The sequence below is a fragment of the Geomonas sp. RF6 genome, assembly GCF_021044625.1.
GTDB lineage: Bacteria > Desulfobacterota > Desulfuromonadia > Geobacterales > Geobacteraceae > RF6.
In genome coordinates, this window is record NZ_CP087999.1 from 1,978,442 (window position 1) to 1,992,599 (window position 14,158).

At 60.1% G+C, this 14,158-nt stretch carries 15 protein-coding genes; 8 read left to right on the top strand and 7 right to left on the bottom strand.

All coding sequences use genetic code 11. The features are described 5' to 3' along the window. Nucleotides 1-39 precede the first annotated feature (39 nt). From LPW11_RS08465 to LPW11_RS08480, 4 genes are all read right to left on the bottom strand, one after another. Complete coding sequence (locus LPW11_RS08465; protein ID WP_230997689.1) at nt 40-405, bottom strand: hypothetical protein; 366 nt, start codon at nt 403-405, stop codon at nt 40-42. A 23-nt stretch (nt 406-428) separates the two neighbouring features. After that, entirely contained in the window at nt 429-824 is a 396-nt protein-coding gene (locus tag LPW11_RS08470; protein ID WP_230997690.1) for a protease inhibitor I42 family protein, read from the bottom strand. Between the two features lie 24 nt (nt 825-848). Continuing rightward, nucleotides 849-1,256, bottom strand: a complete 408-nt coding sequence (locus tag LPW11_RS08475) for a DUF2721 domain-containing protein (protein WP_230997691.1) — start codon at nt 1,254-1,256, stop codon at nt 849-851. Nucleotides 1,257-1,496: 240 nt separating this feature from the next. Further along, entirely contained in the window at nt 1,497-2,375 is an 879-nt protein-coding gene (locus tag LPW11_RS08480) for an alpha/beta hydrolase (protein ID WP_230997692.1), read from the bottom strand. 378 nt (nt 2,376-2,753) lie between these two features. On the opposite strand from LPW11_RS08480, the gene LPW11_RS08485 reads away from it, so the two are divergent. The 3 genes from LPW11_RS08485 to LPW11_RS08495 all read left to right on the top strand — a co-directional run bounded on the left by LPW11_RS08485 (nt 2,754) and on the right by LPW11_RS08495 (nt 5,675). Then, nucleotides 2,754-4,412 carry a tryptophanase gene (locus LPW11_RS08485; RefSeq protein WP_230997693.1) on the top strand — a complete coding sequence of 553 codons (1,659 nt, stop codon included), beginning with the start codon at nt 2,754-2,756 and terminating at the stop codon, nt 4,410-4,412. Between the two features lie 385 nt (nt 4,413-4,797). Beyond that, nucleotides 4,798-5,043, top strand: a complete 246-nt coding sequence (locus tag LPW11_RS08490; RefSeq protein ID WP_230997694.1) for a hypothetical protein — start codon at nt 4,798-4,800, stop codon at nt 5,041-5,043. 296 nt (nt 5,044-5,339) lie between these two features. Further along, a complete protein-coding gene (locus tag LPW11_RS08495; protein WP_230997695.1) occupies nt 5,340-5,675 on the top strand; it encodes a hypothetical protein in 336 nt (111 codons plus the stop codon). Nucleotides 5,676-5,866: 191 nt separating this feature from the next. On the opposite strand, the gene LPW11_RS08500 is transcribed toward LPW11_RS08495, so the two are convergent. The 3 genes from LPW11_RS08500 to LPW11_RS08510 all read right to left on the bottom strand — a co-directional run bounded on the left by LPW11_RS08500 (nt 5,867) and on the right by LPW11_RS08510 (nt 9,267). Continuing rightward, nucleotides 5,867-7,714 carry a GspE/PulE family protein gene (locus tag LPW11_RS08500; RefSeq protein ID WP_230997696.1) on the bottom strand — a complete coding sequence of 616 codons (1,848 nt, stop codon included), beginning with the start codon at nt 7,712-7,714 and terminating at the stop codon, nt 5,867-5,869. A 131-nt stretch (nt 7,715-7,845) separates the two neighbouring features. Beyond that, nucleotides 7,846-8,745, bottom strand: coding sequence for a sterol desaturase family protein (locus tag LPW11_RS08505; protein WP_230997697.1), 900 nt, complete (start codon nt 8,743-8,745; stop codon nt 7,846-7,848). Between the two features lie 15 nt (nt 8,746-8,760). Continuing rightward, nucleotides 8,761-9,267, bottom strand: coding sequence for a DUF1440 domain-containing protein (locus LPW11_RS08510; protein ID WP_230997698.1), 507 nt, complete (start codon nt 9,265-9,267; stop codon nt 8,761-8,763). Between the two features lie 233 nt (nt 9,268-9,500). On the opposite strand from LPW11_RS08510, the gene LPW11_RS08515 reads away from it, so the two are divergent. The 5 genes from LPW11_RS08515 to LPW11_RS08535 all read left to right on the top strand — a co-directional run bounded on the left by LPW11_RS08515 (nt 9,501) and on the right by LPW11_RS08535 (nt 14,155). Further along, the gene (locus LPW11_RS08515) at nt 9,501-10,454 is read left to right on the top strand and encodes an Ig-like domain-containing protein (protein ID WP_230997699.1); all 954 of its coding nucleotides are present in this window, start codon (nt 9,501-9,503) and stop codon (nt 10,452-10,454) included. A 16-nt stretch (nt 10,455-10,470) separates the two neighbouring features. Then, nucleotides 10,471-10,914, top strand: coding sequence for a DUF1622 domain-containing protein (locus tag LPW11_RS08520; RefSeq protein WP_230997700.1), 444 nt, complete (start codon nt 10,471-10,473; stop codon nt 10,912-10,914). Nucleotides 10,915-11,128: 214 nt separating this feature from the next. Further along, nucleotides 11,129-11,482: a hypothetical protein gene (locus tag LPW11_RS08525; RefSeq protein WP_230997701.1), complete on the top strand. Its 354-nt coding sequence runs from the start codon at nt 11,129-11,131 to the stop codon at nt 11,480-11,482. A 115-nt stretch (nt 11,483-11,597) separates the two neighbouring features. After that, nucleotides 11,598-12,893 carry a TolC family protein gene (locus LPW11_RS08530; protein WP_230997702.1) on the top strand — a complete coding sequence of 432 codons (1,296 nt, stop codon included), beginning with the start codon at nt 11,598-11,600 and terminating at the stop codon, nt 12,891-12,893. Next, nucleotides 12,890-14,155: an efflux RND transporter periplasmic adaptor subunit gene (locus LPW11_RS08535; protein ID WP_230997703.1), complete on the top strand. Its 1,266-nt coding sequence runs from the start codon at nt 12,890-12,892 to the stop codon at nt 14,153-14,155. The genes LPW11_RS08530 and LPW11_RS08535 overlap by 4 nt, the downstream gene beginning before the upstream one ends. Nucleotides 14,156-14,158: the final 3 nt, after the last annotated feature.

Here is a 14,158-nt window from a genome sequence, read left to right on the forward strand (position 1 = left end):
CAGAACCGGGCGGACGATAGAAAAGCCACCCCTTCCCTTTCATCTCGCCGAGAGGCTCACCACCCACCAGAGTACCAGCGCGAATTCTGCTGCCGCGTCGAGCAGGTAGACGGGGGCAATGACCCGCTTTGCCACGTAGATGACATCGACTGCGGCAAGGGCGAGCGCGCTTCCTATCGCCAGAAGCACGATCGATCCTACGATCTCCGACTGGTACCCCGCCATGAAAAGCGCTGCCCCGATTGCTGTAATGACTGCACCGACGGTCTTCACCAGCCACAGGTCACGCTTTGGCCCGGTCACCATCTGGAAGGTGCCTATGCTGAGGATCGGCCAGACGCCGGTCAGGAAGAAGTACGCCCCCTGAGCCTGCGCCACCACGTCCGCATTTCCGAAAAGCGTCATCGTTGTCACGCCTCATGCCAAAGCTATTTCGGCGTCACCGAGACCTTCAGCTGATAGTTCTTCAGCGGAGCCATCTCTTTTTCCCAGGGGCGCCGGTACACCAGCGTCAGTGTCGCCTCTCCGGGGGCCACGGCCCGAAAGGTAAAGGTAAATACTCCACCCGCCCCGATGCCGCTGCTGTCAGCGGTGAATTCCGGCTCCCCCTCCAGTGCCAGAATATCTTCCGCGCCGGGTGCGAGCTCCCAGGCGAAGCCGGTTGTGGCATTGCCTCGCAGGGCAATCTGGATGCACCCGCCCACCGCCATTGTGGTGCTCGACCCTGTAGTGTCTTCCGTCAGGAGCGCCGCATTTCCCTTGCACGGCAAAATGGTAAGAGCAAAGGCGCAAAAGTGCAGCAATCGCATTGCCAGGCTGTTCATCGGCTCACCCTTTTCCTGCCGCGACTATTCGCGGGTTCCCTTTTTCACCTCGAGGTCCTGCAACTGCAGGTTGAGGGCATTGACGGAAATCTGGATCTCCCGGACGGACAGGCCCAGCGCGATCATCATGAGTATGAGGCAGACCGTGAAGATCAGCTTGCCGAGCCACAGGTTCCCGGCGAAGAGGACGAACATGCACAGAACGCATAAAAGGACGCTCGACGCGCCGCAAAGCTGCATGTTGCGGATCAGCATAAGTCGGTGTCGCAGGTTTCCTATCTGCGCCACGATCGTCTCGTCAGGATTGCGCTGGTAGCGCTCGTGCAGGCTCCTGATGAGTGAAGCTATGGCCAGAAACCGGCTCGTGAAGGCAAGAAGCAGCAGGGTGATGGCCGGAAAAAGGAGCGCCGGTGTCGTCAGGTCTATTTCCATCAACGCCTCCGGTGCGGCAGCACTAACGAAATCTGGTGCGGCAAGTTGTTGCTGTGGCGTCGCTTTTCGGAAGTGGCCACTCCATCGCCAGCTCCCCCACAGATAAATGATACTATCCTTATCAGTGGCTACAACCACTTTTCTCTCATTTCTTAAAACTTTTCTGTCATAGCCTGTACTTTCTCAGAGAAGTCTTAGCCTGTTGGACGTAATTTTCTGAGACTGAAGAAGAATTGAGCATCATTTGCTGCCTGTTGCGGAAGGTATCTCAGAGAGCGATTTTAAAAAGAACTGCACCAGTCTTTTTCTATACGGCCAGTCCTCGCGAATGAAGGTCTCCAGATGCCCATTCTCTGTCACTGTCCAAAATTCCTTCGGCTCTTTTGCTCTCTCCAAAAGTCTCTTTCCCTGATTCAGAGAGACAACAGGATCGTTCGTCCCGTAAATGAGGAGCAACGGGACGGGAGAGATCCGATCCACTACTTGCTCCGCGCTGTAGCGGTCGCCAAGGAGGAGATAGGAGAGGGGCCACTTGAGAAGAGCGAGGACGGGGATCTCACCGATTTTCTCTCTGACGATGCTGCGATAGGACGAGAATGCCGATTCTATGGCGACGGCGCGGACCCCTCTGAAACCGTTCGCCCCGAGAGCGGCGATGGCGTTTGAACCTCCCAGGCTCTGCCCGAGGACGAGGAGCCGGGAGGGGTCTATGTCCTTTCGTGTGGAGATGTAGGAGAGGGCGGCGACGCTGTCCTGGTAGACCCCTTCGCGATCCGGCGCCCCTGCGGAATATCCGTAGCCGCGGTAGTCGAAGGTGAAAACATTGAAGCCCTGCGCGGGGAGCCAGGCGACGAACGCGAAGTGGGAGCCCATGTTTTGGGCGTTGCCGTGAAAGTGGACGACGGTGCCGTGGGCTTTTCCGAGTGCCGGGACGAACCAGCCGGAGAGCTCGGTACCGTCATGACTTCTGAAAGCTACCTCGTGGAAACGAAGCCCGTAATTTGCGGGTGTGCCGTAGGAGACGTTGTCGGGGTAGTAGAAAAGGTTTGAGACCCGGCCGGGCCAGAAGAGAAAGACTGTGGCGGAAAAGAGAACGGTGAGAAGAATGATCTTGAGCATTTTCTGCCACCTCCGGCGGCTCTGGCTCTCGGGTGCCTTACGAGTCAAACGTAGCAGGAAACAGGGGATGTGAAAGTCAAAGGCTCGTTTCACCGCAAAGACGCAAAGAACGCAAAGAGAGGCAATAGCATTGGAACCTCTGTCTCCAGCTCAACGTGCGCCTTTTAAAAGCTCAGGAGCGCGACGAGAAGTGAGGAACTTCAGGCAACAGGTTCCGCTTCTCTTTGCGCTCTTTGCGTCTTTGCGGTTCCTGCCTTTTTTTCTTTTTTCTAAAGGGTTTATCTCTCCTACACCCTCTTGCGCGACCGGTGCGCCGATGCAATATAGATACAGAGGCACCATGCATCTGTGCAACGGATGCCTACGGAGGACCGAAATATGAAGCTCCGCGCAAATCTTGATGCCATCAGATTCAGGGGAGGGGACGGAGATCTTTCCGCCGAAAGGAAACTCGAACTGCTGTCTGCCCGCATCGCAGGGTGCAAGAGCCCCCTTCGTGCAGGGGAGTCTCTGCTGGAACTGGAAGAAACAGTGGCGCTTCGTTGTGGCACGGCGACGGATAAGGTATTGGCCCGGCTCCCGGTACACCCGGTGGAGCCGTATCGCATCAAAAGTATCGAGATGCGCGGGGGGGGGTGCCCGTCATACGAGACGCGGCAAGAGGCGATAGAGGAGGCCGGGTACAACACGTTCTTGCTGAAGGAGGACCGGCAGACGGTCATCTACATCGATCTTCTCACCGACAGCGGCACCTCCGCCATGAGCGACATGCAGTGGTGCGCCATGCTGCGAGGCAATGAAGACTATGCCGGGTCGCGCAGCTACTATCCGCTGGAGAGGGCGATACAGGAGGTGTACGGCTGGCGCGAAGTCATTCCCACCCACCAGGGGCGGGGCGCGGAGCACATCCTCTCCACCATCTACATAAAGCCGCTCCTGGAGCGTTACGGCGGCGATCCGATCTATGTGCCCAAGAACATGTATTTCACCACCACGAAGGTCCATATCCTGCGGGCGGGGGGGACCTTTCGGGACGTGATCATCGACGAGGCGCACGACGCGACGCTCTGGCACCCCTTCAAGGGAAATGTGGACCTCGCGAAGGTGCAAAGCCTTATCGACGACTGCATCTCGCGCTGGGGGGAGACAGAGGGCCCGCGGCACATAGCGTACCTGCACCTTGAGGCGTGCGCCAATATGGCGGGGGGGCAGCCATTCTCCATGGCGAACCTGAAGGCGCTGCGGGAGTTGACCTCCAGGTACGGCATCCCTCTGCTCCTCGATGCCACCCGCCTCATGGAGAACGCGCACTTCATCAAGATGCGGGAGGAAGGGTACGGCGACCGCACCATAGCCGAGATCGTGCGGGAGGTGGGAAGCCTTACGGACGGCTGCACCATGAGCTCAAAGAAGGATCATCTGGTTAACATAGGGGGGTTCCTGGCGCTCAACGACAAGGAAAAGGGGGCGAAGGCGAGGGAGATGCTGCTCGATTTCGAGGGGTTCCCGACCTACGGCGGGATGGCCGGGTACAGCATGGAGGCGCTCACCGAGGGGATCCGTGAGTCGGTCGACGACAACTGGATCGCCTACCGCATCGGACAGACCCACTACCTCGGTGCGCTCCTGCAGGAGGCGGGGGTGCCGATAGTCCTGCCGGTCGGCGGACACGCGGTATTCCTCGACGCACGAAAGTTCCTGCCCCATCTCCCCCAGGAGCAGTTCCCGGCCCAGGCGCTGGCGAGCGCCATCTATCTCCACAGCGGAGTGAGGAGCATGGAGCGGGGCATCGTCTCCGCGGGACGAAACAAGGAGACGACGCAGCACAACCTCTGCGAACTGGAGCTGGTGCGCCTCACCATCCCGCGCCGGGTTTACACCCAATCGCACATGGACTACGCGGCCGAGAAGATCATCGAACTCTACGCTATGCGGGACAGGATCAGCGGGCTGGAAATCGCGTACGAGCCCCCGGCCGGATCGCTGCGCTTTTTCCTGATGAGGTTTTCGCCGCTCGGCGGAGAGCTCATAAGGTAGCTGGTGTTGCGCCTCCAAATGTAGGCCGGAATAGGCGGAGCGTTTCCGGCAGCTGTACACCAACTGCTGCCGGGAACGCCTGCGGCTTATCCCGGCCTACAAATGCCTGCCAAAATCAACTTTTCCTATCCACTTCCCTTCTTTGCCGTCCCGTCTGGTGAGACCAATCCTGTTATTCAGGACGTATTCCTGCACGGCAGGACGGGTCTGCCGGCATACCGTAAGTACCTCCTGTGAAGGGCGGAAAATGGGCGTCTGACGGTCAGCGAGCCGGGTCAATTATTGGTACGCCGTATGCTGCTAAAAGTATAGAACCACGGCGAAAGACGGCGCCCCAGAAAGGGGAGAACGAAGTATAACAGCGGGCTCGCGACGGAGGTACGCCATGAAAAACTTCAACATGAGACTCAAAGTGTTCAACTCGGAATCACCTCTTTTCAGAATCCTGAACATACTGCTTCTCCCGGTGATGCTGGTCGCTTCTTCCATAGCTTTGATCATCTACCTGTCGGCGATGTTCCTGACGATACTGGTCATCCAGTTTACCGGGATCCTCCTTGGCATCTACTCCGGACTCAAGTGGGTCCACTCCGCGCTGTTCAGCCATCGTCCTCTGCCGATGAGGAGATAGGTGCAGTACTTTAAAACGCTTTTCCACGGAAACAGATGGGGCCCAGAGATGAGTTGGGCCCTTTTGATTTCTGTCACAACGCCCTCTCCCAAACACCCCTGCCAGTCACAGATGGAGCCAGCCCAATTTACTATTGACATAAGACCCGCTCATCGTATACAAGACGAACACCTTTTTATTGTTCCGCTGTAAGACGCCTTTTTCGTTCTGCGCGTAGTTGTACGTGTGGGGCAAGGCTCCGATGCGGCCACTGAACAACTGCAGTAACCACATTTGCCCGCGGGAGGAGAAAAGTAATGAGTGAAATGGTATGGGAAAACCTGAACACCGCAGTCATCGTATCTGACCCCAGCTTCAATGTGACCTTTGCAAACAAGCGGGCTTTCTCGCTGTTCAACGAGCTCAACATCCCGGGCCTCGAGGTCGGCAAGAACATGGCAGGCTGCCACAAGCCGGAAACCATGGAGAAGCTGAAGGGGATCTACCAGGATTTCGCAGACAAGAAGATCAAGATCAACTACCTCACCATGCCGGTCGAGAACGGGATCATCACGGTCGTCAACGTGCCGTTCTATGACGGCGAAGCACTCGGCGGCGTCGTTGAAATGGTCTTTGAAGGTTCCCTCGCGTAGGACTTAGCGGGGTACCGAAAGAACCGAACAAAGAAAAGCCCCCGGCTCAGGTAGCCGAGGGCTTTTTTTTGCTGTGGAACTGCTTTGCGAGGCTGAGACTCGCGGGCAAGTGCGTTCCCAAGCTGGAGCTTGGGAACGAGTTCCGGTATCCGGAAGCGCCGGCCCATTTATCGGTGTATCCAACCCCTCCGCTACTTCCCGACGAACTGGTTCTGAGTATCTTGAAATGCTCCGTCGAACTCTGCGCCGAAGAATTCGTCTTTCGCGGGAAGGGTGACGATTTCGGAGTCGCGGGAAAGCTCCTCCTGTGCCATACGAGGCGCTTCCGAAGCGGACATCGTCCCGCCCAACATGTTGATGGCCACCTCCTCGATCGTGGTCTCCCCGAGCTCCACTTTTTTCCAGGCGGCATCGATGAGGGCGACGGTACCGGCAGCGCGGGCGGCAACCCATAGCTCGTCTTCGTCTGCCCCAGCCGAGATCAGGTGCCTGATCTCCTTCGTTATCGGCAGGAACTCGTAGATCCCCACCCGCCCCTTGTAGCCGGTCATCTGGCACTCGCGGCACCCGCTCCCCTTGTACGCCACCGTGAGAAAAGGGATGCCGTACGTTGCCAGCTCCTCCCGTTGCAGCCTCACCCGGCAGTGGGGGCAGATCCGCTTTACCAGCCGCTGCGCCATAACGCCGGAGAGTGCCGCATTGATGAGGTACGGCTTTAGCCCCATGTCGTAGAGCCGGGCGATCGTCGCGACCGTGTCGTTGGTGTGGATGGTGGAAAAGACCATGTGACCGGTAAGCGCCGCGCGCGCCGCAATCTCTGCTGTATCGTGGTCCCGTATCTCGCCGACCATGATGATGTCTGGGTCCTGCCTCAGGACCGAGCGCAGCGTGGAGGAGAAGGTCAGCCCCGCCCGCTCGTGTATCCCGATCTGCGTTACCCCTTCGAGCCGGAATTCGACCGGGTCCTCGATGGTCACGATATTCTTCTTGTCGGTCTGCAACTGCTGGAGCACCGCGTGCAGCGTGGTGGTCTTCCCGCTGCCGGTCGGCCCCGCAACGAGGATCATTCCGCGCGACCACTTCGTCATCTGGAAGAAGGGGCGAAACATCTCGTCGTCCAGGCCGAGCTTCGCCAGCGGGATCTTTCCGGTCGCGTGGTCGAGAAGGCGCATCACCACCTTTTCCCCGAAGACGGTAGGCATGGTGGAGACCCTGAGGTCGATCGGCCTGTTGAGGATCTTTACTGCGCAGCGGCCGTCCTGAGGAACCTTGCGGTTTGCGATGTCGAGGCTGGCGAGGATCTTGATTCGGGAGGTCACCGCTACCTGGGCAGCCTTCGGGAAACGCATGAGGCTGCTCAATTCGCCGTCGATGCGCAGTCGCACGTTCACATCGAACTCGTGGGGCTCCACGTGCACGTCGCTGGCTCCGCGCCTCACCGCCTCGTTGATAATAAAGCTCACAACCCGGACGATCGGCGCGGCGTCGATGATCTCGTCCCGCCCCTGCTGTACGGCATCGAGCCGCACTTCCTTGATCGCCTCGACCTCGTCTGCCGGAAGGGTGGTGAGAAGCTCTACAATCCGCGCCGACGAGCCGTAATACTTCTCCATCAGGTCGTGGATGACCGATTCCGCGGCGACGAGAGGCGCGACGGTGAGCCCTGACCGGAAGGAGATCTCCTGGATCGTCATGTAGTCGAGCGGGTCCACCATCGCCACCAGGAGGCGACGGCCCTCGACCCTGAGGGGAACAAGGTGCTTCTTTTCCGCCAGGTCCTTCGGAACGAGCAAAAGCGCCTCGCGGTGCACGACGCAATTCTTTAGATCGACGCAGTCAATACCGAGGGTGTGGTGCAGGGCGGCGACGATCTGCCCCTCGGTGGTGTATCCGAGTTCCACCAGGAGCTTTCCGAGCCGCTTCCCGGTCCCCTTCTGCTGCTCGAGGGCATCCGCCAGCTGCTCGGGCTTGATGTCTCCGTTGGCGATCAGGAACTCGCCTATCTTGCTCAATCGTGCCTTGTACTCTTCAGCCGGCATTCGACCCCCACCACAACAAAAAGAACGATGGACTGCACTGTTACAAGCACGTAACCACAATCGGGCTGCGCCTGTCAACTCATTAAAAGTGCAGTCTCACCATTCCTCTTCGGCGGCGGGAGCCGATGCTTTCACGCGGCTTCTTCGGGCGCCAGCGAAGTGACCGGGGCGGGCAGCGCCTCCCTGTGCGCCGTGCGTCCATCCGGGGTGATCCAACTCGGCCGGCCGGAGGTGAAGGGGAGCTTCATGACCTTCCCCACCGTCAGCTCCCGCGGGTCCTGGTAGGCGGTGACGCCGATGGTGATCTTGTCCTGCGGGACGTTCAACCGCGCCGTCCCGTGGAGGTAGTCGGGCCAGCTGAAGATGGTGGACCAGTTGGAATCGGTCTCCTCCCGAATCGCGGAGTGATGGATGCCGTGCATGCGCGGCGTCACGATCGCGCGGCACAAACGGCGCTCCACCCCGTACGGCAGTCGCACGTTGGAGTGGTGGAACATGATCTCCATGAGAGTGATGGTCTGCCAGAGCGCGAGGCTGAAGGGGGAGATCCCGAGGAGCGCCACCTGCGCGCCCCGCCAGGGGACCGAGAGGAGCATCTCTCCGGCGTGGAATCTCAGAGCCGTGGAGGCGTCGAGGTCGAGGTCGACATGGTGCGCGAGGTGAAAGCGCCAGAGGAACGGGACCTTGTGGGTCAGGTAGTGCCACATGTACAGCGTGTAGTCGAGGAGCGCCACCGAGAGGATGATCTCCGCCCAGGGCGGCAGCGGGCGCAGCTTGAGAAGCCCGAAGCGGTGCTGTTCCACCGCCCGGGAAAGGGGCGCGGTGACCGGCTTTTCAGTGAGGGCGATCGTGGCGGCGGTGGTAATGGACATGAAGAGATTGCGGGTGTCCCTCACGACCTTGTCCTGACGCTCCTTGCGCAGCGGACGCCTCATCTCCATGTACACCACCGTCACCAGTGTCCCAAAGACCAGGATCGCGTTGAGCCACGGTGGGAGCTCCCGGTTCATAAAGTCTCTTTTGCGCGACATGGCACCCTCCTTTGCCTATCTTTTTGCGACGCGATGCACCATCTCCGCCGCGGCCGTCCACGCCACGTGGTTTGCCATCTCCTTTGCGCTCGGCTGCCACGGAACCTTCTTGAGGTTCGGCGAAATCCCCAGGAGTGGAGCGATCATCCCATCACAGGCAAGGAAGAAGGGAATGGCGAAGGAGATTCCGCCGTAGCGGGAAAGGCGAGGGTATTTCCTCCTGACAGAGGCATAGATGGCGCCCCACATGAGGGAATAGGCGATGCTAAAGACGGTCCTTGCCCGTTTCTTCCCCGTTTCGGAGATCTCTTTGCGCGCAATCTTCTCGGCGAAATACGGCCCGGCGATCTCGTGCGCGCTCCCCTTTCTCAGCGCGCGGTCACGCGCCTTCTGCTTCTCGCTCACCAGCCCGCTGAGGAGCCGGTCCGATACCGCGGTAAGAGCGGTCGCAACCAGACCCGCTGCCGCTGCAGTAAGAAATCTCTTCTGTCTCGTCGTCAAAGTACCAGTGCGCACCTTCATACGGCACCTCCTCATCTTTTTCTTCCATTCGTCAGATGACTTCTGAGCTCATCCCTTGTTGAATGAGGGTCCTTCCTGTAAAGTGTAGCACCCCGTCCGCAGGTGCCTCTGTCATGTAATTGACATTGGGGGGTATCGGATTACCATCACGGTATAATTTTCGAGAAGAACCGGGAGAACGTGCTGCGTAGCGGCAGGAGAAGGCTTTATATCGGGAATGGAGGTAAAAAGGGATGAGCGGACATGTGATAGCTGGAAAAGGAGCGCTCCTTGTGGTGGCATGCATCATCGTATCCGTCTTGCACGGCTGCGGAGGCGGCGGCGGAGATAGTGGCGGCACGCCCGCCGCGTCTGTCACCGTGTCGGGGGTAGCAGCGACGGGAGCACCGATGAACGGAAGCGCCTTCATGAAGGACGCTGCGAATTCACCCGAAATGAGCACGACGATCGATCCGCAGACGGGCAGATTCTCCTTCAACGCGACCGGGAAGACGCCGCCGTTCATGCTTCGGGCGGGTTCGCTCTATTCCATGAGCGGCGGGTCCGGGACAGCGAACATCAATCCGCTCACCACTCTCATGGTGGGAGAGATGGGCGGATTCAGCAACATGTCGTCGCTGAACGGTTTTTACAACCACCCCGATCCCGGAAGGATGAACTCGATGTTCGCCAATATGAGCACGTCGAGGATGCACATGCGTGACAAGATGCGACCTCTCCTCGATGCGTACGGGGCAGGGGATACCGATCCGATGAACGGCACTTTTGCCATCGGGCAGGGGATGGACAGGATGTTCGATGATGTGAAGATGAGCATCGACGCGAACGGCAACGTGACCATGATGTATGTGAACGGAAGCCAGGTGTACAACGGCCCCATGGGAAACATGATGGGGGGCACGATGAATACCGGAAATATCCACCAGCCGGGATCAGCGACCACCAGCAGCGTGACCATATCACCGTCAGTAGCAAGACTGCGTCCGGGGCAGACGCAGCAATTCACCTCCAACCTCGCCGTCAGCTGGAGCGTGGTCAGCACCAACGGCGGAACGATCAGCTCCACCGGGCTTTACACCGCGCCCGCTACGCCTGGCATGTACATCATCAGGGCTACCGGCATATCTGATACCTCGCAGACAAGGACGGCGACGGTAATGGTAGGAAACAGCGGGATGATGATGTAGGGGAGAAGGTGAGAGGATGGACATCGCGGCACTCATAAAGGTTGCCGCAGTCTCCCTGGAGGCTACCGGCATTCTGGTTATCGCCATCGGCGCGATCCTGTCGACTGCACATGGAGTAGCCGGGTATCTCCGAAGGAACGCGACCGTCGATCTCTACGCCGCCTATCGCAGGCAGCTCAGCCGGGCCATCCTCTTGGGGCTCGAGTTTCTCGTGGCGGCGGACATCATCCGCACCGTCGCCATCGAGCCCACCTTTACCAGTGTCGGCATTCTCGGCGCGATCGTCGCCATAAGGACGTTCCTCAGTTTCACCCTGGAGGTGGAGGTAAGCGGCCGGTGGCCCTGGTCGCGCCCCGGGCAGGAGCAGCCGAAAGAGGAGGCGCGGCAGGGCGTGCCACCGGACCCGCGGGGAGCGCCGCTGGAAGGACCGCGGGAAGGCCGTCCATGTAGGCCGGAATAAGCGGAGCGTTTCCGGCAGAAAGGTGGCAGCTCCAAGATGCCGCGGGAAACGCCGGGAACGCCTTCGGCTTATCCCGGCCTACATTTGCTGAAGAGCAAATCCCCCCTGTCCCCCCTTCGCAAAGGGGGGAACGTAACGCCTCGTTACAACTCTGACTCCCCGCCTTATATTGATTCTTGCATTTTCCCCTTGATTGCCTTAATGTGTCGCCGCGATGCTCAAATCAATCCCGGTCAAACTTTTCTGCAGGCTTCTCCTCCTGGTCCTGCTGCTTGTCGCGATTAACGGCATGCATCAGCGCGCCCATGCCGAGGGGTGCACCATCTCTGCGTCCAGTCAGACCGATCCCTCTGCGTCTCAAGACTCCCCCGCCATTCCCCTCGACCAGCACACCGAAAGCGACGGCTGCGATAGCTGCATCGATTGCGCCTGCCATGCTCCGCTGCCGGTCCAGCTCTTTCACCTCTGCTACATTCCCGTCGTCACCGACGTAGCAACCGCTGAGCCTTTCAAGCCGCTCCCCGAAGTCTACCTCTCAAAGTTCATACCTCCGCAGTTACTCGCCTGAACCCGCACGGCAGGAGTGCGTCCTGATCCCTCCCGGGATTGATGCGCCTTCTCCCTCCCGTGCAGCTGCAATCGCACAAAAACCGTCCTTAATAACTGAATAGGAGGCCAGTCCTTTGGGAAGAACCGCATTCACACGGCGCGTCCTCTTCCTTGCGCCGATACTCGTACCTGTTTTCTCATTGCAGGTGCAGGGAGAGGCGCAGGGGGGATCGCTGCCGCAAGTAATCGAGTATTCACTGCAAAACAACGGCGAGCTGCAGGCATACCGGCAGGAGAAGGAAATCCGCGAGGCGGGCAAGGTAAAGGCCCGGCTCCTGCCGAACCCCACCCTCGACCTGGAGGCCGGAACCGGTGCCCTCAGCGGCAGCGAAGAAAACAACCTGGAGCTCGGCATCTCCCAGGAGTTTCTCCTGTGGGGCAAAAAAGAGAAACGCCTTGCCGTTGCCGAGCGCGATCTGGACCTGTATCGCTGGCAGGTCGCCGAACGGGAGCGGGGGGTGCGCGAGGAAGTCGCCCTCGCTTACTACGACGTCCTTGCCGCGCGGGAGCGGGTGTCTCTCGGCGACCGCTCCATCGCACTGAGCCGCCAGCTCCTCGATGTGGCGAAAGAGAGGCTCCAGGCGGGGGACATCCCGGAGCTGGAGATGAACCTCGTCAAGGTGGAGGTGGGGCGCAGTGAGGGGGTACGGTTGGAGGCGGCAAGGGACCTCCTGCAAAAGGAGGCGCGTCTTGCCTCCCTTTCCGGCGCACCCGGCGCTGGTGAAGCCGCCCCATACGGAAAGCTTGAGGATGGCATCGCGGACATGCCGAAGCCCCTCGCCGAGCTGAAGCTCCTGGCGCGTGAGAGGCGGCCGGATCTGAAGGTCCTCGACGCGGAAAGACGGCGGGGGGAAGCGGAGATATCGCTCGCCCGGGCGGAGAGGATCCCGAACCTCACGGCAGGACTCGCGCTGCGCCGCGACACCACAACGATGGAGATCGGCGGGGTGGAGGGGAAGGAGACCGCGTACACGGTAGCGCTCCGGTTCTCGGTCCCTCTTCCTGTCTTCGACAAAAACCAGGCAGCGCTCCAGGAGGCGAGGGGGCGGCGAAACAGCAGCGAAACCCGCCTCACGGCAGCAGCAAGAAATGTGGAGCGGGAAGTCGGCACCGCCTACGCTGCCTTCGAGAATGCCACTTCCGTACTCTCCCTCTACAAGGGCGAGATCATTCCGCAGCTGGAGGAAAACGTGAAGCTGACCCAGGAGGCATACCGGCTCGGCGAGGTGGGTATCCTCAGCATCATTGAGGAGCAGAGGAAATTTTTCGAGGTGAGTGAAGGGTATCTTGCGGCGCTCCATGCGCGGCAGACGGCCTTTGTCAGACTCATGTCCGCGAGCGCGTCGGACCTTACCGGAGGTGAGAAATGAAGAGCAAATTGGTAATCCTGGCCGTCGCCGGATCTATAGCGCTCGGCTGCGGGCTCGGGTACCGCTTCGCGAAACTCGACGGCGGCGGTGAGGGAAAGCATGGCACCGCGCAGCACGAGGAGGAGACTCACAAGGTGGAGACCCACAAGGAGGAGGCGCACGCAGAGGGTGCAGAAGAACATGAGGCACACGGTGAAGAGGTTGAGGTCGCCATGACGCTCGAGGCACAGAAGGCAAACGGCATCGCCGTCCAGGGAGCGAAGGCGGAGCGTATCGCCGGCGTCATCAGCGCCACCGGAAAGGTGGAGGCCAATGCCGACCGCATCGCCCACGTTTCCCCCCGCATCTCGGGAAAGGTTGTTTCCGTCAGGGGATCGCTCGGGGACGCCGTCGGGGCCGGGCAGACGCTCGTGACGCTGGACAGCGTCGAACTCGCCGACTCCCTCAATCGCTACCATCAGTCGAGGACGAAGCTCGCGCTCGCCCAGTCCAACATGGAACGGGTCAAGGCGCTGGTGGAGAAGAAGATAGCGGCACGAAAGGAGATCCTGCAGGCGGAGACGGAGTACAAGTACGCCCAGACGGAGCTGCACACGGACGGGGAGCGCCTTGCGCTGTACGGCGTCTCCGTCTCCGATCTCCAGAAGGGGGGGCGCAAAAAGCCGGTCCTGCCGGTCACCTCTCCCATCAGCGGGATCATCACCGAAAAGCACGCGATCGTGGGCGAACTTGCCGACCCCACAAAGAGCCTCTTCACCGTCGCCGATCTTTCCTCCGTCTGGGTAGTGGTGGACGTCAATGAAAAGGACCTCGCCAAGGTGCGCCGGGGGCAGGTCGCCACCGTCTCCGTCGGGGCATTCCCCGATCTCAGGCTGAAGGGGCGCATCACCTACATCGCCGACCAGGTAGACGAGTCCACCCACACGGTGAAGGCGCGGGTGGAGGTTGCCAATCCCGGGCGGAAGCTGAAGCCGGAGATGTTCGCCACGGTGGAGCTCGCGCTCGCTCCCGACGCACCTCCTGTCCTCGCGGTTCCCGAGGACGCCCTGCAGGACCTCGACGGGAAGAAAGTGCTCTTCATCGCCGAAGGGGACTCCCGCTTCGCTGCGCGCCCGGTCCAGACCGGCCGGAGCGGCGGCGGCATGGTGGAGATCGTCTCGGGGCTGGAGGCTGGGGAAAAGTACGCCGCCAAGGGCGCCTTCATCCTCAAATCCGAGGTGAAGAAGGGCGAAATAAAGGACGAGCACAATCATGGCAAGTGATGC

What these genes read in the sequence shown, in the direction of transcription:
- LPW11_RS08480 (WP_230997692.1), bottom strand. Translation starts at nt 2,375, where the DNA reads ATGCTCAAGATCATTCTTCTCACCGTTCTCTTTTCCGCCACAGTCTTT.
- LPW11_RS08515 (WP_230997699.1), top strand. Translation starts at nt 9,501, where the DNA reads ATGAGCGGACATGTGATAGCTGGAAAAGGAGCGCTCCTTGTGGTGGCA.
- LPW11_RS08495 (WP_230997695.1), top strand. Translation starts at nt 5,340, where the DNA reads ATGAGTGAAATGGTATGGGAAAACCTGAACACCGCAGTCATCGTATCT.
- LPW11_RS08510 (WP_230997698.1), bottom strand. Translation starts at nt 9,267, where the DNA reads ATGAAGGTGCGCACTGGTACTTTGACGACGAGACAGAAGAGATTTCTT.
- LPW11_RS08535 (WP_230997703.1), top strand. Translation starts at nt 12,890, where the DNA reads ATGAAGAGCAAATTGGTAATCCTGGCCGTCGCCGGATCTATAGCGCTC.
- LPW11_RS08500 (WP_230997696.1), bottom strand. Translation starts at nt 7,714, where the DNA reads ATGCCGGCTGAAGAGTACAAGGCACGATTGAGCAAGATAGGCGAGTTC.
- LPW11_RS08470 (WP_230997690.1), bottom strand. Translation starts at nt 824, where the DNA reads ATGAACAGCCTGGCAATGCGATTGCTGCACTTTTGCGCCTTTGCTCTT.
- LPW11_RS08525 (WP_230997701.1), top strand. Translation starts at nt 11,129, where the DNA reads ATGCTCAAATCAATCCCGGTCAAACTTTTCTGCAGGCTTCTCCTCCTG.
- LPW11_RS08465 (WP_230997689.1), bottom strand. Translation starts at nt 405, where the DNA reads ATGACGCTTTTCGGAAATGCGGACGTGGTGGCGCAGGCTCAGGGGGCG.
- LPW11_RS08490 (WP_230997694.1), top strand. Translation starts at nt 4,798, where the DNA reads ATGAAAAACTTCAACATGAGACTCAAAGTGTTCAACTCGGAATCACCT.
- LPW11_RS08475 (WP_230997691.1), bottom strand. Translation starts at nt 1,256, where the DNA reads ATGGAAATAGACCTGACGACACCGGCGCTCCTTTTTCCGGCCATCACC.
- LPW11_RS08520 (WP_230997700.1), top strand. Translation starts at nt 10,471, where the DNA reads ATGGACATCGCGGCACTCATAAAGGTTGCCGCAGTCTCCCTGGAGGCT.
- LPW11_RS08485 (WP_230997693.1), top strand. Translation starts at nt 2,754, where the DNA reads ATGAAGCTCCGCGCAAATCTTGATGCCATCAGATTCAGGGGAGGGGAC.
- LPW11_RS08505 (WP_230997697.1), bottom strand. Translation starts at nt 8,745, where the DNA reads ATGTCGCGCAAAAGAGACTTTATGAACCGGGAGCTCCCACCGTGGCTC.